The 18,582-nt window shown below is 53.5% G+C and carries 23 protein-coding genes; 16 read left to right on the top strand and 7 right to left on the bottom strand.

Translation table 11 applies throughout. The annotated features are described in order from the left end of the window. Positions 1-84: 84 nt before the first annotated feature. Entirely contained in the window at positions 85-696 is a 612-nt protein-coding gene (uptA, locus tag ETC05_RS04115; protein ID WP_031408107.1) for an undecaprenyl phosphate transporter UptA, read from the top strand. A gap of 81 nt (positions 697-777) precedes the next feature. Further along, entirely contained in the window at positions 778-1,803 is a 1,026-nt protein-coding gene (ytvI, locus tag ETC05_RS04110; protein WP_031408109.1) for a sporulation integral membrane protein YtvI, read from the top strand. A 137-nt stretch (positions 1,804-1,940) separates the two neighbouring features. Here the strand turns inward: ytvI and motB are convergent, their stop codons facing one another. From motB to pssA, 3 genes are all read right to left on the bottom strand, one after another. Beyond that, positions 1,941-2,720 (bottom strand): flagellar motor protein MotB, encoded by a 780-nt coding sequence (motB, locus tag ETC05_RS04105; RefSeq protein ID WP_171660430.1) that lies wholly within the window; start codon positions 2,718-2,720, stop codon positions 1,941-1,943. Further along, positions 2,713-3,504 carry a flagellar motor stator protein MotA gene (gene motA, locus ETC05_RS04100; RefSeq protein ID WP_031408113.1) on the bottom strand — a complete coding sequence of 264 codons (792 nt, stop codon included), beginning with the start codon at positions 3,502-3,504 and terminating at the stop codon, positions 2,713-2,715. The genes motB and motA overlap by 8 nt, the downstream gene beginning before the upstream one ends. A 176-nt stretch (positions 3,505-3,680) precedes the next feature. Continuing rightward, the gene (gene pssA, locus ETC05_RS04095) at positions 3,681-4,220 is read right to left on the bottom strand and encodes a CDP-diacylglycerol--serine O-phosphatidyltransferase (protein ID WP_014196390.1); all 540 of its coding nucleotides are present in this window, start codon (positions 4,218-4,220) and stop codon (positions 3,681-3,683) included. 123 nt (positions 4,221-4,343) lie between these two features. On the opposite strand from pssA, the gene ETC05_RS04090 reads away from it, so the two are divergent. Further along, entirely contained in the window at positions 4,344-5,138 is a 795-nt protein-coding gene (locus tag ETC05_RS04090) for a phosphatidylserine decarboxylase (protein ID WP_031408117.1), read from the top strand. 36 nt (positions 5,139-5,174) lie between these two features. Here the strand turns inward: ETC05_RS04090 and sda are convergent, their stop codons facing one another. Next, complete coding sequence (gene sda, locus ETC05_RS04085; RefSeq protein WP_008879941.1) at positions 5,175-5,315, bottom strand: sporulation histidine kinase inhibitor Sda; 141 nt, start codon at positions 5,313-5,315, stop codon at positions 5,175-5,177. A gap of 327 nt (positions 5,316-5,642) precedes the next feature. On the opposite strand from sda, the gene ETC05_RS04080 reads away from it, so the two are divergent. The 8 genes from ETC05_RS04080 to ETC05_RS04045 are packed head-to-tail and all read left to right on the top strand — an operon-like array spanning position 5,643 to position 10,689. Then, the gene (locus ETC05_RS04080) at positions 5,643-6,158 is read left to right on the top strand and encodes a YqeG family HAD IIIA-type phosphatase (protein ID WP_171660429.1); all 516 of its coding nucleotides are present in this window, start codon (positions 5,643-5,645) and stop codon (positions 6,156-6,158) included. A 2-nt stretch (positions 6,159-6,160) separates the two neighbouring features. Then, positions 6,161-7,270, top strand: a complete 1,110-nt coding sequence (gene yqeH / locus ETC05_RS04075) for a ribosome biogenesis GTPase YqeH (RefSeq protein ID WP_171660428.1) — start codon at positions 6,161-6,163, stop codon at positions 7,268-7,270. A 22-nt stretch (positions 7,271-7,292) separates the two neighbouring features. Beyond that, positions 7,293-8,123: a shikimate dehydrogenase gene (gene aroE, locus ETC05_RS04070; protein WP_031408124.1), complete on the top strand. Its 831-nt coding sequence runs from the start codon at positions 7,293-7,295 to the stop codon at positions 8,121-8,123. A 3-nt stretch (positions 8,124-8,126) separates the two neighbouring features. After that, complete coding sequence (gene yhbY, locus ETC05_RS04065; RefSeq protein ID WP_031408126.1) at positions 8,127-8,420, top strand: ribosome assembly RNA-binding protein YhbY; 294 nt, start codon at positions 8,127-8,129, stop codon at positions 8,418-8,420. 38 nt (positions 8,421-8,458) lie between these two features. Beyond that, the gene (locus ETC05_RS04060; RefSeq protein ID WP_031408128.1) at positions 8,459-9,109 is read left to right on the top strand and encodes a nicotinate-nucleotide adenylyltransferase; all 651 of its coding nucleotides are present in this window, start codon (positions 8,459-8,461) and stop codon (positions 9,107-9,109) included. Further along, on the top strand, positions 9,018-9,596 hold the full coding sequence (yqeK, locus tag ETC05_RS04055; RefSeq protein WP_031408129.1) for a bis(5'-nucleosyl)-tetraphosphatase (symmetrical) YqeK: 579 nt from the start codon (positions 9,018-9,020) through the stop codon (positions 9,594-9,596). Before ETC05_RS04060 ends, yqeK begins: the two co-directional genes overlap by 92 nt. Further along, positions 9,593-9,949: a ribosome silencing factor gene (gene rsfS, locus ETC05_RS04050; RefSeq protein WP_031408131.1), complete on the top strand. Its 357-nt coding sequence runs from the start codon at positions 9,593-9,595 to the stop codon at positions 9,947-9,949. Before yqeK ends, rsfS begins: the two co-directional genes overlap by 4 nt. Beyond that, positions 9,946-10,689, top strand: coding sequence for a class I SAM-dependent DNA methyltransferase (locus tag ETC05_RS04045; RefSeq protein WP_031408134.1), 744 nt, complete (start codon positions 9,946-9,948; stop codon positions 10,687-10,689). Before rsfS ends, ETC05_RS04045 begins: the two co-directional genes overlap by 4 nt. A 350-nt stretch (positions 10,690-11,039) precedes the next feature. Here ETC05_RS04045 and comER read toward each other — a convergent pair whose 3' ends face one another. After that, positions 11,040-11,858, bottom strand: a complete 819-nt coding sequence (gene comER / locus ETC05_RS04040) for a late competence protein ComER (RefSeq protein WP_031408136.1) — start codon at positions 11,856-11,858, stop codon at positions 11,040-11,042. A 102-nt stretch (positions 11,859-11,960) separates the two neighbouring features. Here comER and ETC05_RS04035 point away from each other — a divergent pair, with 102 nt between their 5' ends. The 3 genes from ETC05_RS04035 (at position 11,961) to ETC05_RS04025 (ending at position 15,425) form a co-directional block, all read left to right on the top strand. Next, positions 11,961-12,584, top strand: coding sequence for a helix-hairpin-helix domain-containing protein (locus ETC05_RS04035; RefSeq protein WP_031408139.1), 624 nt, complete (start codon positions 11,961-11,963; stop codon positions 12,582-12,584). 124 nt (positions 12,585-12,708) lie between these two features. Continuing rightward, the gene (locus tag ETC05_RS04030; RefSeq protein WP_031408141.1) at positions 12,709-13,179 is read left to right on the top strand and encodes a ComE operon protein 2; all 471 of its coding nucleotides are present in this window, start codon (positions 12,709-12,711) and stop codon (positions 13,177-13,179) included. Beyond that, positions 13,176-15,425, top strand: coding sequence for a DNA internalization-related competence protein ComEC/Rec2 (locus ETC05_RS04025; RefSeq protein WP_171660427.1), 2,250 nt, complete (start codon positions 13,176-13,178; stop codon positions 15,423-15,425). Before ETC05_RS04030 ends, ETC05_RS04025 begins: the two co-directional genes overlap by 4 nt. Before the next feature lie 46 nt (positions 15,426-15,471). Here the strand turns inward: ETC05_RS04025 and ETC05_RS04020 are convergent, their stop codons facing one another. Further along, complete coding sequence (locus ETC05_RS04020) at positions 15,472-15,606, bottom strand: YqzM family protein (protein WP_011231993.1); 135 nt, start codon at positions 15,604-15,606, stop codon at positions 15,472-15,474. Between the two features lie 282 nt (positions 15,607-15,888). Here ETC05_RS04020 and holA point away from each other — a divergent pair, with 282 nt between their 5' ends. Beyond that, positions 15,889-16,935, top strand: a complete 1,047-nt coding sequence (gene holA / locus ETC05_RS04015; protein WP_031408146.1) for a DNA polymerase III subunit delta — start codon at positions 15,889-15,891, stop codon at positions 16,933-16,935. Between the two features lie 71 nt (positions 16,936-17,006). On the opposite strand, the gene rpsT is transcribed toward holA, so the two are convergent. Further along, on the bottom strand, positions 17,007-17,276 hold the full coding sequence (gene rpsT, locus ETC05_RS04010) for a 30S ribosomal protein S20 (RefSeq protein ID WP_031408148.1): 270 nt from the start codon (positions 17,274-17,276) through the stop codon (positions 17,007-17,009). A gap of 182 nt (positions 17,277-17,458) precedes the next feature. Between rpsT and gpr the strand changes: the two genes are divergently transcribed. After that, the gene (gene gpr, locus ETC05_RS04005) at positions 17,459-18,577 is read left to right on the top strand and encodes a GPR endopeptidase (RefSeq protein ID WP_031408150.1); all 1,119 of its coding nucleotides are present in this window, start codon (positions 17,459-17,461) and stop codon (positions 18,575-18,577) included. Positions 18,578-18,582 lie beyond the last annotated feature (5 nt).

The following is an 18,582-nucleotide window of genomic DNA, read 5'->3' as shown; positions in this document are numbered from 1 at the left end:
CGCTTTTTTCATTTTGTTTGCTAGAAGCGTATAGTATAATAGAACAATGGGCAAAGGGAATCGAAAAATGAAGGAGGAAAAACGGTGCACGAAATCGTTCAATCGATATTTTCGTTTTTAACGAATTTAGGCTACGCCGGCATCGCCCTAGCCTTGATGGTCGAAGTGATCCCGAGCGAGGTCGTGCTCGCTTACGCCGGCTATTTAGTGTCGCGCGGAGAGGTTTCGTTCGTTGGGGCGGTGGCGGCGGGCGTGATCGGGGGGACAGTGGCCCAGCTGTTTTTGTATGGGATGGGCTACTATGGTGGAAGGCCATTTCTAGATCAGTACGGGAAATATGTATGGATCCAGAAAAAACATTTGGATGTGGCTGAACGCTGGTTTGCGAAATTTGGCCCTGGCGTCATTTTCAGCGCCCGGTTTATTCCCGTCGTCCGCCATGCGATTTCGATCCCCGCCGGCATTGCTCGGATGAAGTGGTTGCCGTTTACCATTTACACGGTGTTGGCCATCATTCCATGGTCCATCTTGTTTATATGGTTGGGAGAGCAGCTTGGCCAACGATGGCGGCAAATCGATGAGATGGCGGCGCCATATGTCCGACCGGCTATCGCAGCGGCGGTGGCGGTGGCGGCGATTTACATCGTTTGGCAACGACGGCGCCGCGCTGCAGACGGAGACGAATGCATGAAATAGTTGCCCGTCCGCATGCTGTCGGCTATATTTTATACATGAACCATCTTTTGGCTCAATTTTGATGAAAAATGAGGGACGAACGTGAAACGTTGGATTCTGATTGCGCTGCTATTCGCTGTGGGGCTATGGCTTGTGCCATACAGCGTGCCGCTTCTCTTCGCGCTTGCGACCGCGCTTTTGCTCGAGCCGTCCATCCGTCGATTGCAAGAAAACTATAAGCTGAAGCGGGCTCACGCCGTTACGGCGATTTTTTCATTGTTTATCATCATTCTTGGGCTTTCCCTTTATTTTCTAATCGTTATTTTTGTACAACAAGTGATGGCGCTCTCGCAAAAACTGCCTTACGTCTTAAGCGAAGCGACGAAAGTGCTCGACCGTTTCATTCAAACATGGCAGTCGTATTCCAGCTCCATTCCACAGGAAATCATCGACTCGCTTGAACGCGGCGTCAATACCGTCCAGCAAATGCTTTTGTCGTTTGCGACCAACTTGACGCAGTCGCTCGTCCATTATATTGCTGCCATTCCGGCGTTTTTGATTCATTTTTTAGTGTATTTGATCGCACTGTTTCTCATTTGCCTCGATTTGCCGCGGCTGAAGCAAGGTATGCGCCGCTACTTGTCCGAACGGACCGAACAGCGGCTTGGGATGGTCATCGCCCAGCTGAGCAAAGCGGGGATCGGCTTTTTAAAAGCGCAGTTTTTGCTGAGTTTAATTACGTTTTTCCTCGCGCTGGCCGGCCTTTTCGTGTTGGGGGTCGACTATGCGGCGTTGATGGCGCTGGTCATCGTCGTCGTTGATATTTTGCCGATTTTAGGAACGGGTTCCGTGCTCGTTCCGTGGGGGGTTATCAGCATGGCGAACGGCGACAATACGCTTGGCATCGGGCTCATCGTGCTGTTTGTCGTCATCACCGTCGTGCGCCGGATCATCGAGCCGAAAGTGTTTTCCACCAATTTGGGCATTTCCCCACTGGCCGCGCTCGTCAGCGTCTATCTGGGATTTCAGCTTCTTGGCTTTATCGGGTTGTTCGTCGGGCCGATCGTTGTCATTTTGGTTGAGGCGCTTGCCAAAGCCGGAGTCATTAAATGGACGATCAAGCTTTGATTTTTTCGAATAAAGGTCTTCGCGGACGACGGTGGAAAAAAACGGCGAACCGCCAGCTTTTTCGTTTGGGCATAAGCGAGGGGGAGCAAGATGATGGTTTAGAAAAAAGAAAAAACCGCCCGCTTGAAAGCCGGCGGTCACTGATTGGATGTGGACGAACCATTGACGTCGGTGCGCGGCAAAATCAAAATTTCGACACGACGGTTTTTCATCCGCCCGGCGGCGGTGGCGTTCGAGGCGATCGGTTTGTATTCGCCATACCCTTTGGCGCTGAAATAGCGCGGGTCGAGTTGCTTGTTTTCAAGCAGCACTTTCATGAAATTGACGGCGCGCATGACGCTCAACTCCCAGTTGGAAGCAAATTTCTCGTTATGGATCGGCACGTTGTCCGTATGGCCGCTGATAATGACATTGCGCGGCGGGTTCATGACGAGCAAAGCGGAGATTTCCGTTGCTAGACGCCGGTCTTTTATGCGCACTTCGGCGCTGCCGGAGTCGAATAAAATATCATCCAAAATCGTAATCGCGAGCCCTTCGTCCGTCAAGGAAGTCTGCAGCTTTCCCGTCAGCTTGTTGTTGCGGATGTAGCTGTCGATTTTCGCTTTGATTTGCCTTAATTCTTCTTTTTCCTTTCCACTTACGGCTGGGAGGGGCTGCTTTGCTTGATGCCGTCCTTCTTCGTCTTGGGCCGGCGGAGTGATCGGCTCGATCGGGCTTTGAAAGTCAAGAACGCCTGTTCCGCCGGCAAAGGCGGTGCTAAAGGCGCGCGCAATTTCTTGAAACTTCTTTTGGTCGATTTGGCTGCTCGCAAACAAGACGATGAATAGGGCGAGCAATAGCGTCAACAAATCGGCGTACGGAATCAGCCACGATTCGCTCATGTGTTGGTCATGCCCGCTCTTTTTTTTCTTAGCCATTGACTGTTTCCCCTTGCATCAGCACTTGGTGCCGCTCGCTTTCCGGCAAGTATGAAGCGAGTTTTTGTTCAATCATGCGTGGGGCTTGTCCTTCCAAAATGGACAGCACCCCTTCAATCATGATGTAGCGCACGCGCGCCTCTTCCTTTGATTTCCGGCGCAATTTGTTGGCAAACGGATGCCAAAGCACATAGCCGGTAAAAATGCCGAGCATCGTGGCGACAAAAGCCGCGCTGATGGCCTTGCCGAGTTCGGCGATGTTTTCCATATTGCCGAGCGCGGCAATCAGGCCGATGACGGCGCCAAGCACCCCGAGCGTCGGCGCATACGTGCCTGCTTGGGAAAAAATCGCGGCATTCGCTTCGTGGCGTTCTTCCATGGCAACGATTTCCTCTGTCATCACATCACGGATGAACTCTTGCGTTTGGCCATCGATTGCCATGCTGAGTCCGTTGCGCAAAAACGGGTCGTCAATATCGTCCAATTTCGCCTCGAGCGCCAGCAGCCCTTCGCGGCGGGCAATATTCGCCCAATCGACGAACAGCGGAATCAGTTGTTCGACCGTTGGCGTCGCCGATTCTGTGAAAATGACTTTGAGCAGCTTTGGCACTTTTTTAATTTCCTGCGTCGGAAAGGCGATGACGACCGCTGCCGCCGTTCCGACGAGAATGATGAGGATAGCGGCCGGATTGATCAAGACAGCAGGCGAAACGCCCTTAAAGTACATGCCCAATCCGACGGCAATGAAGCCAAGAATGATGCCGATGACCGATGTTTTGTCCAAATGAATCCCCCCGCTTTTTCCATTACAAACGATCTGCGCCATTGGGCGCTTTTTATGAAGAAACCATATTTATCATATACTGAATATAAGAGGTTGAAAAGGGAAAAAGGTGTGACATGAGACGCAAAAAACTGCCCGTTCCATTTGGCCGACGGAAAGGGCAGCTCCAGTGATCGTCATATTTTTTTCAATTTAAACGTGCCGACCATTAAAAACGATAAAATGAGCGCCAAAAACATAAACGATTGCGGCGGGAAGTACGGGATGGCTAAATAACCGAGCGTCATCAGCACCCCTGCAGCGGTGATGGGCAGCCCCGCGAAGTAGCCGTTGTTTTCTGTGATGTTGAAGCGAGCGAGACGGAAGGCGCCGCAAGCGATATACAAAACGGTGAATACCGCGCCGGGTGCACCGAATTCGTGGAACAAGCCTTGGTACATCAGCAAGGCAGGAGCGACGCCGAAGGAGACGATGTCGCTCATCGAATCGAGCTGCTTGCCAAGTTCGGATTCAATGTTCATCTTGCGCGCGACAGCGCCGTCAAAGCGATCGACAAACGCGGCTAAAAAAACGAGCAGCACGCTCATATGAAGCTGCCCTTTCAGCGTAGCTAGGACGGAAAAGCCGCCGAGCGACAAGTTGGTCATCGTCAAAATGTTTGCCACGTTTGCTTTCAGCTTTTTTAACGTATAATCTAAATAGTCCGATAAGAACAAGTTTCCCCACTCCTTTTCCAACAGAAAACGCCAAAAGAAAATTCTACTACCATTATACTCATTTTGGCGGTAATATGGAAGGTAGTAACGAATGGCGATGTTGCGCTACTGGAGGGAACGTGCTTGCGAAAATGGCTTTATCGTTTGTTCATCGAGCTGACCAATCACTCGCTTTCTTCAAAGCTGCTCGCTGCGTTTGCGAAATCGCGCCTCAGCGGGCTATTGATATCATCGTATGCAAAAATTTATCATATTAACCAAGACGAAATGGAAAAAAGCCTAAAAAATTATAAGACGTTGCAGCAACTGTTCGTCCGCAGGCTGAAGGCCGGGGCGAGGCCGGTCGACGCTGATGAGCATACGGTCGTCAGCCCGGTCGACGCCGTCATTGAAGACATGGGCACGATCCGAGAAAACTGTGAAATGATCGTCAAGGGAAAGCCGTATTCCATTGCAGAAATGCTTGGCAGCGTTGAAGCGGCACAGCCGTATGTGAACGGGTTCTTTTTTATTCTGTATTTAAGCCCGAGCCATTATCACCGCATCCACAGCCCAATATCTGGAGTGATCGAAAAGCAGTGGGCGCTCGGCCGCAAGTCGTATCCGGTCAACCGTCTTGGCTTAAAATATGGACGTCGGCCGCTCGAGAAAAACTACCGCCTCATCACCGAGGTCACAGCCGGCGGCAAGCGCTTGGCGATCGTGAAAATCGGAGCCATGTTCGTCAACAGCATTGAATTGACCCATGAGGGTGAGCAGCTTGTAAAAGGAGAGGAAATGGCGTATTTTTCGTTTGGTTCAACGGTCGTCTTGCTGTTTGAACGCGGAAGTTTCGCACCTGACCCGCGCATTGTTGCGTCCATGCCGATCAAAGTCGGCGAGCGGCTCGGCTATTGGTGTCAGGCGCACGAACGCTAAGGCTTTCGGAAACAAAAAAAGCCCGAAGGCCTTCGTTTATGAGGACAGCTTAATTTTGTGGGTCAATGAACGGCGCTGGATTTCTTTTTCAATCAACTCGATGAATTCCGGACTGAGGTTGAGCTCTTTCGCCTTGAAATACGACTCGATCAACAGCTCGTCGGACAAATGTTTCATCGGGGGCGTCCTCCTTTTTGGGATGGAATATGACAAGCATGTCATACATATAATGGTAGGTTACTTACAATGTACCATGACTTGTAAGAGAGAACAACCGTTCTATTATCCACAGAAAACGGTGGATAACATGTGGAAAACATGTTTATAAAGTGGAGGAAGTGTGATGATCAGCTTGTGTATAATGTGGGCAACAGTTATCCACATAACGGAGGGATGCAAAATTTGTCGAAAGTTTTTTTCGTTCCTCATTGGCAAACTTTGTTTTGAAACAAACGCCAAAATTCGCTATGATGGGAAAAGCAAATGGAAAGGCGGGTGTCCGGCATGCTTCACTATTTTTTGCCAAGCCAGTTTGTCAAGCGTGTGATGGACATTACTCCCGATGAGCTGAAGCAAAAAGGAGTGAAAGGGATCATCACCGATCTGGACAATACGCTCGTCGAATGGGATCGGCCGAGCGCCACCCCGGAGCTGGCCGCATGGTTTGATGCGATGAGGCAGGCGGGCATTAAGGTCGTCATCGTATCGAATAATAATAAACAACGCGTGCAGTCGTTTGCTGAGCCGCTTGGCATCCCGTTCATCTTTGCAGCGCGCAAACCGCTGACACGCGCGTTTTTGCAGGCATTAAAGATGATGGAGCTGAAGAAAGAGGAAGTCGTCGTCATCGGCGACCAGTTGCTGACCGATGTGCTTGGGGGCAACCGGCTCGGACTAAACACGATTTTAGTCGTCCCGGTCGCCCAGACGGACGGATTATGGACGCGTTTCAATCGAAAAATGGAGCGGAGAATTTTAAACGTGATGCGCAAAAAAGGGATGATTTACTGGGAGGAATGATCGTGGAGCCACAACTGCGTTGCATCGGCTGCGGAGCGGCCATCCAGTTTGACGATCCAAAAAAGGCGGGCTATGCGCCGAAAAGCGTGCTCGAGAAAGAGGCGGAAGAAATCATTTGCCAACGCTGTTTCCGCTTGAAACATTACAATGAGGTGCAAGACGTGCCGCTTGATGACAGCGACTTTTTAAACATGCTGCATCGCATCGGGGAATCGAAGGCGCTTGTTGTCAACATCGTTGACATTTTCGATTTCAACGGCAGCTGGATTCCGGGATTGCCGCGGTTTGCGGCTGAAAATCCGATTTTGCTTGTCGGCAACAAAGCGGATTTATTGCCGCGGTCGGTCAAATACCCGAAGCTGCTGCGCTGGATGCGCCGTATGGCGGAGGAGCTCGGACTGCGTCCGGTGGACGTCTGTCTCGTCAGCGCGGCGAAAGGAATTGGCATGGCGAAGGTGATGGAAGCCATCGACCGCTACCGTGAGGGCGGTGATGTCTACGTCGTCGGTTGCACGAATGTCGGCAAGTCGACGTTCATCAATCGGATCATTGAAGAGGCGACCGGCAAAGGGAATGTGATTACCACGTCATATTTCCCGGGAACGACACTCGATATGATTGAGATTCCACTTGAAAGTGGAGCGACGCTGTATGATACGCCGGGGATCATCAACCATCACCAAATGGCGCACTTTGTCGATGCGCGCGATTTGAAGATCATTACACCGAAGCGTGAAATCCACCCACGTGTTTATCAGCTCAACGAAGGGCAGACCCTCTTTTTTGGCGGCTTGGCCCGCCTCGATTACATCAAAGGCGGACGTCGCTCATTTGTCTGCTATATGGCCAATGAGTTGACGATTCATCGGACAAAGCTGGAAAAAGCCGATTCCCTTTATGCCAACCAGCTTGGCGATTTGCTGTCGCCGCCAAGCAAACGATATGCCGCTGAATTTCCGCCGCTTGTGCCGCGCTCGCTGTCGGTGAAAGAGCGGAAGACGGACATCGTCTTCTCTGGGCTCGGCTGGGTGACGTGCAACGACCCGGGCGCTCAGCTCGTCGTTCATGCGCCGAAAGGGGTCGACGTATTTATTCGTCAGTCGTTGATTTAATGAAAAGCGGGAGGGGAGAAACGTGGAAAAGGTATACGGGCTGCTTGGCTTTCCGGTCGAGCATTCGCTGTCGCCGCTCATGCATAATGAGGCGTTTGCCTGTTTGGGCATTCCGGCGCGCTATCATTTGTTTTCCGTCGAACCGGGGCAAGTCGGCGCGGCAATCGCCGGCGTGCGGGCGCTCGGCATCGCTGGGGTGAACGTGACGATTCCCCATAAAATGGCGGTCATTCCGTTTTTGGACGAAATCGATGACCATGCGCGCCGCATCGGGGCGGTCAACACGATCGTCAACCGGGGCGGCCGGCTTATCGGCTATAATACGGACGGGCCTGGTTATGTCCGCGCATTGGAAGAGGAAATGAACGTTCAGTTTGACGGAAAGCGGATTTTAGTGATCGGCGCTGGCGGCGGGGCGCGCGGCGTCTACTTTTCGCTGCTGCAGACGGGGGCATTGCGCATCGATGTCGCCAATCGGACGATGGAAAAAGCGGAACGGCTCATCCGCGAAGGGGATGAGCGCCGCTCGACGCATTTGTCGCTTGCCGAGGCCGAAACACGGCTTGCTGAATATGATATTCTGATCAATACAACGTCGGTCGGCATGCATCCGCAAGAGGATGAACAGCCGCTTTCGCTCGAGCGGCTGCGGCCGGGAACGGTCGTTTCCGACATCATTTACAACCCATTGGAAACGAAATGGCTGAAAGAGGCAAAAGCGCGCGGCGCCCGCACGCAAAACGGCATTGGCATGCTCGTCTATCAAGGGGCGCTGGCGTTTGAAAAATGGACCGGCCAATGGCCGGATGTCAAGCGGATGAAACAGCTTGTCATGGAAGCGTTGAGGAGGTAACATATGTTAACTGGGAAACAAAAGCGGTTTTTGCGCGCCCAAGCCCATCATTTGAAACCGATTTTTCAAGTCGGCAAAGGCGGCGTGACGGAAGCGATGACCGAACAAATCGCGGCGGCGCTCGAAGCGCGCGAACTGCTGAAGGTAAGCGTGTTGCAAAACTGTGAGGAAGATCGGTACACCGTCGCTGAACAGCTGGCGGCGGGAACGGGGGCGGAAGTCGTGCAAGTGATCGGCAACACGATCGTCTTATACAAAGAATCGAAGGAGCATAAACAAATCGTTCTGCCTGATTGACAACGGTACAGCCACGGCAGGCGGCGGGAGGAAAGAAGATGGGAAAAATCGGGATTTTCGGCGGAACATTTGATCCGCCTCATTACGGCCATTTGCTCATGGCGAATGAAGTGCTTGACGCCCTTCAGTTGTCAGAAATTTGGTTTCTGCCCAACCGCATTCCTCCCCATAAGCAGCACGAACAAGTGACAAAAAGCGAAGACCGGTTGCGCATGCTCGAGTTGGCAGTGGCTGGCCATCCGCGCTTTCACATTGAGACGATCGAGCTCGAGCGGGAAGGGCCTTCGTATACGTACGATACGGTCCGCCAGCTCGTCGCGATGCATCCCGATGACCAATTTTATTTCATCATCGGCGCTGATATGGTCGAATATTTGCCAAATTGGCATCGCATCGATGAGCTGATCAAGTTGGTGACGTTCGTCGGCGTCAAGCGGCCGGGGTTTTCGATGGAAACGCCGTATCCGGTCATCGAGGTCGAGGCGCCGCAATTTGCCGTTTCCTCCTCGCTCATCCGCGAGCGGGTGCGAAATGGACAGACGATTCGCTATCTTGTGCCGGAGGGCGTTAGACTTTATATTGAGGAGAAGGGGCTATATGGAGCGAGAACAAGCGTTATGGATCGTGAAACAACAGTTGACAGAGCAGCGCTACGAGCATACGCTTGGCGTTGTCGAGACCGCCGTTAAGCTCGCCAAACAATACGGCGCTGACGCGAAAAAGGCGGAACTGGCCGCGATTTTCCACGACTATGCGAAATTCCGCCCAGTCGAGGAAATGAAACAAATCATTTTGGCGCAAAATATGCCCAACGATTTGCTTGCTTACAACAGTGAGCTATGGCATGCGCCCGTTGGCGCCTATTTGGTGCAGACAGAAGTCGGCATCGATGATCCGGAGGTGCTGGACGCCATTCGCTACCATACGTCTGGAAGGGCGGGAATGACGCTGCTGGAAAAAATTATTTATTTGGCTGATTATATGGAACCAGGGCGGCGCTTCCCTGGCGTCGATGACGTACGGCGCTTGGCGGAAGAAGATCTCCACCGGGCGCTTTTGCAGGCGGTGAAAAATACGATCGCCTTTTTGCTTGAGAAGCGCCAGCTCATTTATCCAGATACGATTCATGCGTACAATTCACTTGTGCGCGAAGTGAAGGGGGAAGCAAAACGGTGACGGAACAAGAGGCGTTGCAGCTTGTCGTCCGCGCGGCGGATGACAAAAAAGCGGAAAACATCGTTGTCTTAAACATGAAAGGCATTTCGCTTGTCGCCGATTATTTTGTCATCTGCCATGGCAATTCGGACAAACAAGTGCAGGCCATTGCCCGCGAAATTCAAGACCAAGCCGAAGAACACGGCCTGCCGGTGAAGCGGATGGAAGGATTCCATGAGGCGAAATGGGTGCTTGTCGATTTGGGCGATATCGTTGTGCATGTTTTTGCCAAAGAGGAGCGCGAGTATTACAACCTCGAACGGCTCTGGGGGGACGCTCCGACGGAAGACGTCGCGGCTGTGTTGCAGCCATGACGTACGGCCGTTTCGCCGACTGGTATGATGTGCTGATGGCTGAGGCGCCGTACGGCGAGTGGCAGTCGTTTGTCGAGCGCTCCTTTGCCCGCTACGCCCAACGGCCGGGGCGGCGGGTCATCGATATCGGCTGCGGGACGGGAGAGCTGGCCATCCGCCTTGCCAACGCCGGTTGGCAAGTATCCGGCGTTGATCTTTCTGAACCTATGCTCGCCGTCGCCCAGGCGAAAGCCGAAGCGGCGGGAGTGGAGGTGCCGTTTTTCGAGCAAAACATGGCGGAGCTCGACGGGTTTTGTGATCTGGATGGCGCCTTCCTGTTTTGCGATGCTCTCAACTATTTAACGGATGAAGAGGATGTAAAGCGGACGTTCGCCGCCGTTTCCCGCGCCCTTGGCGCCGGCGGCTTGCTTTTGTTTGACGTCCATTCCGTTTATAAAATGGATGTCGTATTCCGTGACGCCGTATTTGCGGACCAAGGGGAGGACATCAGCTACATATGGACGTGCCATCCGCTCGATTGGCCGCACAGCGTCGGGCATGAATTAACCTTTTTCGTTCGCCGCGGCGATCGGTACGAACGTTTTGACGAATGGCATGAGCAGCGCACGTTCGAGCGCGCCGTTTACGAACAGTGGCTGGATGCCGCCGGCTTTGAGGTGCTTGAAGTGACCTCCGATTTCACCGATGCCCCGCCGACCGAGACGGCCGAGCGGCTGTTTTTCGTCGCGCGGAAGCGGTGAGTGGCGAAGAGCGAGAAATCATAAAAAGAAACGTGGATGAGGAAGATTTAGGGGGATTTTGGCTGAACATAAAGGAATGCAGGGGAAAAGCTCTATCGTTTTGCACCCAGCTTACTAGCTGGTTGACGATTGAAAGGAGTGTAATCAAGCGTAATTTGGAAGAAATCTTGTGCCTGGCTCAATAGCTGAATGAGAATCGAAACAAATAAAAACAAGCAGAGCTAAAAGGTTGAACGACGATGGAATCCAACGAAAAATCCGTAAATATGAAAACCCCAGCCGTACAAGCTGGGGTCCATTTTTTTATCGAACGAAGCAGGATTTTCGCTGGTGCTTGTCGAATAAATCAATCAAGGAAACTGTTGCCTCACCTTCTCCACGTCTTCTCGAAACTTCTCATGCGTTTTCGCCAGCACTTCTTCAAAAACGCCGTCGAGCCGCCGCTGGAGGACGGCGATGCCTTCCCCGGTGATTCCGCCTTTGACGCATACTTTTTCCTGCAAAGTTTGAAGCGTATACAAGTCCCGTCTCAGCAATTCCCCAAGGCCGATGATCATATCAGTCGCCAGCATCGTCGCCTGTTCCTTCGTGATGGCGGTTTTGGCCGCTGCGGCGTCGATGAAGCGCTGAAGCAAATAGCTGAAAAACGCTGGACCGCAGCTTGAGATGTCGGAAGCGACGCGGGTGATGGCCTCGTCGATGTACACCGGCGAGGCGATGCGCCGGAGAAGATCATCGATCGTTTGCCGGCAGGTGGTCGAACAGCGGGATCCGAAGGTGACAAGGATGCTGCCGGAGAGCGCCCGGTTGGCGATGCTCGGAATGGCGCGCACGACTTGGCAAGGGACGGCTGCTTCAAGCTGTTCGACGCTGATCGGGCTTGTGATCGATACGAGGCAATGCTCCTCTGTCCAGTGCGGGGCCAGTTGCTGCAATAATGGGTGGATGTCGAACGGTTTGACGCATAAAAAGACGAGGACGGATTGTTTGACGACTTCAGCTGCATCGGCCACCACTGTCATGCCGGGATACGCGCGTTGTATCGCGAACGCTTTCGCAAGCGTACGGTTCGTTATGACGAGCTGATCAGCTTGAACGGCGCCGGAGTCGAGGAACGCTTCGATTAAGATGGTGCCCATATTTCCCGTGCCGATGACGCCGATGTTCATGCGTTGTCCCCCCTCCCGGTTTTGGTTCACCGGAACTCTCTTTTTCGATATGTATGAGCAAAAGGCTCGGTTTATGACTTGAAATGGAAAGGATGGGATCGTATGTGGGAGCATGTGCAGGAGCTTGGAAAACGTTATGGGAAAGCGGGGGTGCTCTTGTTGTTTGCCGCGGCGGTGGGGTTGTGGGTGTTTCGTCATCCGACGGATGAAAAAGGGCAAATCGCCTTGCCAGCGGCGGCTGAAACGGATGTCTCTCTTCCGGAAAACAAAAAGGACGAATCGCCTAACACCGCTGTGGTGGATGTGAAAGGGGCCGTCGTGAACCCAGGAGTGTACGAGGTGGCGGCGGATGCCCGCATCCGCGATGTCATCGCCCTAGCCGGTGGACTGACGGACGAGGCGGATGAAACGAAAATCAATCTGGCGGCAAAAGTGCGCGATGAAATGATGATTTACGTGCCGACAAAAGGAGAAGCCGCACCGGCACCAGATGCTATCGGCAAGTCTCCGAGCGATGGATCTCGGGACGGACCGCAAGTGGCGATCAATACGGCGACGGAAGAGGAGTTGATGCAGCTTCCCGGCATCGGGCCAGCGAAGGCAAAAGCGATCGTCGCCTATCGCGAAGAACATGGGCCGTTTCAGCAGGTGGAAGATTTGTTGAATGTGGCCGGAATTGGCGAAAAAACGTTGGAGAAATTGAAACCATATTTGCTTGTGCCGTAAATGAGGAGAGAGCGAACCGCTTCTCGTTGATGAGCGGATCGGGCCGCGCAGACATGTTTTGGCGTTGACGGGGCAGGCGGCGGCCGGTAGACTGAAAGTATGGAAATGAGCGGAGGGACGTAAAATGGAACGAATCACGTGGGATCAATACTTTATGGCGCAAAGCCATCTGCTAGCGCTGCGCAGCACGTGCACGAGGCTTGCGGTGGGGGCGACGATTGTGCGCGACAAGCGCATTATCGCCGGCGGGTACAACGGTTCGATCGCCGGGGGCGCTCACTGCATCGATGAAGGGTGCTACGTTATTGATGGGCATTGTGTGCGGACGATTCACGCCGAAATGAACGCGATTTTGCAGTGCGCCAAGTTCGGCGTCCCGACCGAGGGGGCGGAGATGTATGTCACCCATTTTCCTTGCTTGCATTGCTGCAAAGCGATCATTCAAAGCGGCATCCGCGCTGTCTATTACGCCCAAGACTACAAAAACCATCCGTACGCCCTAGAGCTGTTTGCCCAAGCCGGCGTCCGGCTCGTGCAAGTGCCGCTGAAAACGGATGTGTTCGCCCTGCTTTCCAGCGGCGGAGGGGAATCATGAAAGGACAAGCCGTCTATCCCGCCGCGGCGGCGCTTTTTGCTGTGGCGGCGGCCTCTCCGTCCAAAACCATATGTCTTCTCCTTGCGGTGTACCTTCTTCTCCTTTTCATCCACCGGCCGCGTTGCTTTCTTCCTGCTTTGTCTGCGGCTCTCCTCTTTTTCGTCTATTTTCTCATCGTTGACCATCATAACAAAACTTCCTTTGCCGGCGGTCGCCACTGGCTTTCCGTTCGTTTTTCCGCTGCGCCCGCGATCGACGGCGACCGGCTGCAGGCGGCGGTGCAAGCTGGGAAGGAGCGGGTGCAGCTCCGTTACACCATTCGGACGGCTGCGGAAAAAGAGACGTTGCGTGCGCATCTTATGCCTGGAACAGTGTGCCGAGTGAGCGGAACGCTCGAGCGCCCCATGCCAGCCAGCAATCCGTATGCGTTTGATTACCGCCGCTATTTGCGCCGCCACCGCATTCATTGGCTCTTTCTCCCTGAGGCGATCGATCTTTCCGCTTGCGTGCGCGCCCGTCCCACCATCATCGAACGGCTTGAAGCGATTCGTGAGGCTGGCGTTCGCCGCATCGAAGATCGGTTTCCTTCGGAAGCGGCCGGCATCGCCGCTGCGCTCATTTATGGAGAGCGCCGTTCGTTGGATGAAGAGGTGATTAGCGACTATCAGCGGCTCGGGCTCATTCATTTGTTGGCGATTTCCGGCGGTCATGTCACCTTGCTTGTCAGCGCTGTGTTGGCTGTTGCCATTCGGTTTGTGACGCGCGAAGCGGCCGTGCTTGCTTTGTTTGTTCTCTTGCCTATGTATGCGGTGCTTGCCGGCGCTTCACCGTCGGTGCTGCGCGCCTGTGCGACCGGAATGATCGTATTGGCCGTCCAGTGGAAAAAAGGAACGATCCATCCGCTGGATGCGTTGAGTTGGACGGCGCTTGCCCTGCTCGCCTTTGATCCATATATAGTTTGGGATGTCGGTTTTCAACTATCGTTTTTTGTCACGTTTGCCCTTCTCGCTCATGTGCCGGTGCTCGCCTCTGTTCGTTCGATGCTCCAAAATTTGTTTCAGACTGCGCTCGTTGCCCAGCTTGCCGCGCTGCCGATTTTGCTTTACCATTTTTATGAAATTTCTGTTTGGAGCATAGGGCTGAATGTCTTCTTTGTCCCTTGGTATTCCTTTGTCCTTTTGCCCACTGCTTTTCTCTCCGCCGTTTTTTCCTTGTCTCCGCTCATTTGGCTGTTTAGCCGCCTCGTTGAGCTGACGGACGCGGTTGTCCGTTTTTTCTCGGTCGATCACTCATTTCTGCTTGTGCTCGGCCGTCCGGGGCCGTGGTGCTTAGCTGGCTATTTGACGGCTATCGCGGCGGCGTTTTTGGATTGGGAGCGAAGCCGCCTGTTGCGAGGCTTGGCGGCGGTGGCGGCGGCAACGGTGCTTCAGCTGGCCGCTCCGTATGTGGATCGGCAAGGGGAAGTGACGGTATTGGATGTCGGACAAGGGGACTGCATTTATATTGAGCTTCCTTACCGAAAAGCGGTCTATCTCATTGACACCGGCGGGACGCCGGGATGGGCGAAGGAACCATGGCGCAAGCGGTTGCGGTCATTTGCGGTTGGTCGGGACGTTGTCGTGCCGTTTTTAAAAGCCCAAGGAGTGAGAACGCTTGATCAACTGATTTTGACGCACGATGACGCCGACCATATCGGGGCTGCTCCTGAGGTGCTCAAAGCCGTGCGCGTCAAGAAGATTGTCACAAGTCCCGGAGCGCTGACGACCGTCAAGGCGATGGCGCGCCCGTTTTCTGTACCGGTCAAAACCGCTGTGCGGGGAGAAGGGTGGACGGAGGGGGGCGTGCGTTTTTTTGTGATCCATCCCGAAAAAGGAAACAACGAGGACAATAACGGTTCTCTTGTGTTGCTCGTTCGCCTCGGCGGATTGGCATGGCTGTTTGCCGCGGATATTGAAAAAGAGGCGGAGGAAGCGCTCATCCGCGCTTATCCGACGCTGCGCGTCGATGTATTGAAAGTCGCGCACCACGGCAGCAAAACGTCGACAACAGAACCGTTTTTGCGGGCGGTCAAGCCGCGGGCGGCGGTTATTTCCGTTGGCCGCGACAACCGCTACGGGCATCCATCCCCCGAAGTGCTCATGCGGTTGAAGCAACAGCAGGCGATCGTTTGGTGGACGGATGAAAACGGTGCGATTCGCTATCTGTATGATGAAAACGGCGGAACCTTTCAGGTGATGAAACCATAAGATGTAGTGCGCAAAAAAAAATAAGGATTGCTTATGTAAGCAATCCTTATCGACCGAAAAACTCGATCAACGTGGCGATGATGAACATCGTCGCAAAAAAGCCGAACGACACGATGAATCCGACGGCGGAATCAACGGCGTCATTGCGTTGGCTTTGCACTTCTTTTTCGAATACGTTCATCGCTTTTCCCCTCCTCGTGCAATCATTTTTAGTATAGACGAAAACGCGTGAAAAATCTACCGCCGCTCGTCCATTTTCCTTCCTTGACAACAGTTGACACAAATACTTTCCAACAGCCGGGAAAACATAAAAATAACCCGCTGGCCGATAAGGTCCTAGGACTTATAGGCCGGCGTTTATATAAAGGGGAACCGGTTTCTCGGCAGCCGGTTCCCTTGTAAAATGGCGAAAAACAGTGTATCTTTCTAGCAGAGACGTTTGCTAGGGAATGGAGACGGGAACATGCTGGAACGCGTATGGGGAAACATTGAAAAACGGCGGTTTTCTCCCCTTTATTTATTATACGGCAATGAACCATTTTTATTAATGGAAACGTATGAGCGACTGGTGAACGCGGCGCTTGGCGACGAGGAACGGGAGTGGAACTTGGCCGTGTACGATTGTGAGGAAACACCGGTCGAGGCGGCGCTTGAGGAGGCCGAGACGGTGCCGTTTTTCGGCGAGCGGCGCGTCATTCTCATCAAGCATCCGTATTTTTTTACGTCTGAAAAAGAGAAGGAGATCGAGCATGATTTGGCGAAGCTGGAGGCGTACTTGAAGGCGCCGTCGCCGTTTTCCATCGTCGTCTTTTTCGCGCCGTATGAGAAGCTTGATGAACGAAAAAAAATTACGAAGCTCGCCAAAGAGCAAAGCGAAGTCGTCATCGCCGCCCCGCTCGCTGAAGCGGAGCTGCGGGCTTGGGTGCGGCGCCGCATCGAGAGCCAAGGGGCGCAAGCAAGCGATGAGGCGATTGATGTCCTGTTGCGGCGGGCCGGGACGCAGCTTTCCGCTTTGGCGAATGAAATCGATAAATTGGCCCTGTTTGCCGGGCCGGGTGGAACGGTCGAGGCGGCGGCGGTTGAGCAGCTTGTCGCCCGCACACCGGAAGAAAACGTCTTTGTGCTCGTCGAGCAAGTGGCGAAGCGAGACATTCCAGCGGCGTTGCAGACGTTTTACGATTTGATTGAAAACAATGAGGAACCGATCAAAATTTTAGCGTTGCTTGCCGGTCATTTCCGCTTGCTTGCGCAAGTGAAGTGGCTCGCCTCCTTAGGCTACGGACAGGCGCAAATCGCGTCGGCGCTCAAGGTGCATCCGTTCCGGATCAAGCTCGCTCTCGCTCAAGCCGCACGCTTCTCCGATGCAGAGCTAGCGGCGGCGATTGACGAGCTTGCTTCTGCTGATTATGAAGTGAAAAGCGGGGCGGTCGATCGCCGGTTGGCCGTTGAGCTGCTTCTGATGCGCTGGGGCGCCCGCCCGGCGCAAGCGGGGCGTCACGGCCGGCGGTGAAGCGATCGACCGGCCGTTTGCCGTGAACAAAAGAAAAACAAAAAAACGACCTGGCGCCAGGTCGTTTTTGATTAGGAAGCTTGGATGCTGTTCAATTTTTTTGCTAAGCGCGATTTTTGCCGGCTGGCGGTGTTTTTATGGATAAGGCCTTTGCTTGCAGCTTTGTCTAATTTTTTCGACGCGATAATAAACGCCTCGCGCGCTTTTTCCACGTCTTTCAATTCAACGAGCGCTTCAAATTTTTTGATCGCTGTGCGCATGGCCGATTTCATCGAGGCATTGTGGGCGCGGCGTTTTTCGCTCGTTTTCGCGCGTTTGATCGCTGATTTGATGTTAGCCAAGTTCGTTCACCTCCATTACCATTCCTATTTCTGTTGTGAGCAACAGGAAGAACAAGTGTTATTCTATCAAACGTGTTTTGATTATGCAAGAGTGTTCAAGCGAAAATCCTTTACGAAACATGAATGACTGGGCCTGATTACGGCGACAATAAAAGAAAACGACAGAAATGGGGAGAAACGACATGGAACAGCCGCTCGATTTACGCCTGTACTCGGTGCGCACGGATTTAGCGATCGAAGCGCATGAGATCGCAGTCGAGGAGCGTTTGCAGCAAAAACAAGAAAGCGCCGCGCCGATTGAGGGAGTCATGATCCGTGACGAGGAGATCGACGGCGTCAAGCTGTCGCACGTGCATGTCATGGAACAAGGAGCGGCCTCGATCGGCAAAAAGCCGGGCCACTACGTGACGATTGAAGCGCAAGGCATCCGCGAACAAAACACCGAGCTGCAGCAAAAAGTACAGCGCATTTTTTCCGAGCAGCTCAGCGCCTTTTTCACGCGGCTTGGCATTCCGGAACAGGCGAGCTGCCTGATCGTCGGGCTCGGCAACCAAAACGTCACCCCGGATGCGCTTGGGCCGCTGACGGTGGAAAACGTGCTTGTCACGCGTCATTTGTTCCAGCTGCAGCCCGAAAGCGTCGAGGAAGGCTTCCGGCCGGTGAGCGCTCTCGCTCCAGGGGTGATGGGGATGACGGGGATTGAAACGAGCGATATTATCGACGGCGTCGTCCGGAAAACAAAGCCGGATTTTGTCATTGTGATTGACGCCTTGGCTGCCCGCTCGATCGAACGGGTCAATGCAACGATCCAAATTTCTGACACCGGCATCCATCCTGGCTCTGGGGTCGGCAACAAGCGGAAAGAGCTGAGCCATGAGACGCTCGGCATTCCCGTTATTTCGATCGGCGTTCCGACGGTCGTCGACGCTGTTTCGATCACGAGCGACACGATTGATTTCATTTTGAAGCACTTCGGCCGCGAAATGCGCGAAGGGAATCGGCCGTCAAGTGCGCTCGCCCCGGCGGGCTGGACGTTTGGGCGCAAACGAAAATTGACGGAACAAGACATGCCGTCGCCGCAAGAACGGTCGACGTTTCTTGGCATGGTCGGCACGCTTGGCGATGAAGAAAAGCGGCGCCTCATCTATGAAGTGCTCGCCCCGCTCGGTCATAATTTGATGGTAACCCCAAAAGAGATCGATTCGTTTATCGGCGATATGGCCAACTTATTAGCCGGGGGCTTGAATGCGGCGCTGCACCGTCAAGTCGACCAAGGCAATGTCGGCTCCTACACTCATTAGACAAA

Source organism: Geobacillus sp. BMUD (assembly GCF_013096845.1).
Classification (GTDB): Bacteria; Bacillota; Bacilli; order Bacillales; family Anoxybacillaceae; genus Geobacillus; species Geobacillus vulcani.
This window is presented reverse-complemented; position numbering and strand designations above follow the sequence as displayed.

What these genes read in the sequence shown, in the direction of transcription:
- motB (WP_171660430.1), bottom strand. Translation starts at nt 2,720, where the DNA reads ATGGCTAAGAAAAAAAAGAGCGGGCATGACCAACACATGAGCGAATCG.
- sda (WP_008879941.1), bottom strand. Translation starts at nt 5,315, where the DNA reads ATGAAACATTTGTCCGACGAGCTGTTGATCGAGTCGTATTTCAAGGCG.
- ETC05_RS04080 (WP_171660429.1), top strand. Translation starts at nt 5,643, where the DNA reads ATGCTTCACTATTTTTTGCCAAGCCAGTTTGTCAAGCGTGTGATGGAC.
- yhbY (WP_031408126.1), top strand. Translation starts at nt 8,127, where the DNA reads ATGTTAACTGGGAAACAAAAGCGGTTTTTGCGCGCCCAAGCCCATCAT.
- ETC05_RS04060 (WP_031408128.1), top strand. Translation starts at nt 8,459, where the DNA reads ATGGGAAAAATCGGGATTTTCGGCGGAACATTTGATCCGCCTCATTAC.
- yqeK (WP_031408129.1), top strand. Translation starts at nt 9,018, where the DNA reads ATGGAGCGAGAACAAGCGTTATGGATCGTGAAACAACAGTTGACAGAG.
- ETC05_RS04045 (WP_031408134.1), top strand. Translation starts at nt 9,946, where the DNA reads ATGACGTACGGCCGTTTCGCCGACTGGTATGATGTGCTGATGGCTGAG.
- comER (WP_031408136.1), bottom strand. Translation starts at nt 11,858, where the DNA reads ATGAACATCGGCGTCATCGGCACGGGAAATATGGGCACCATCTTAATC.
- ETC05_RS04035 (WP_031408139.1), top strand. Translation starts at nt 11,961, where the DNA reads ATGTGGGAGCATGTGCAGGAGCTTGGAAAACGTTATGGGAAAGCGGGG.
- ETC05_RS04030 (WP_031408141.1), top strand. Translation starts at nt 12,709, where the DNA reads ATGGAACGAATCACGTGGGATCAATACTTTATGGCGCAAAGCCATCTG.
- ETC05_RS04025 (WP_171660427.1), top strand. Translation starts at nt 13,176, where the DNA reads ATGAAAGGACAAGCCGTCTATCCCGCCGCGGCGGCGCTTTTTGCTGTG.
- ETC05_RS04020 (WP_011231993.1), bottom strand. Translation starts at nt 15,606, where the DNA reads ATGAACGTATTCGAAAAAGAAGTGCAAAGCCAACGCAATGACGCCGTT.
- holA (WP_031408146.1), top strand. Translation starts at nt 15,889, where the DNA reads ATGCTGGAACGCGTATGGGGAAACATTGAAAAACGGCGGTTTTCTCCC.
- gpr (WP_031408150.1), top strand. Translation starts at nt 17,459, where the DNA reads ATGGAACAGCCGCTCGATTTACGCCTGTACTCGGTGCGCACGGATTTA.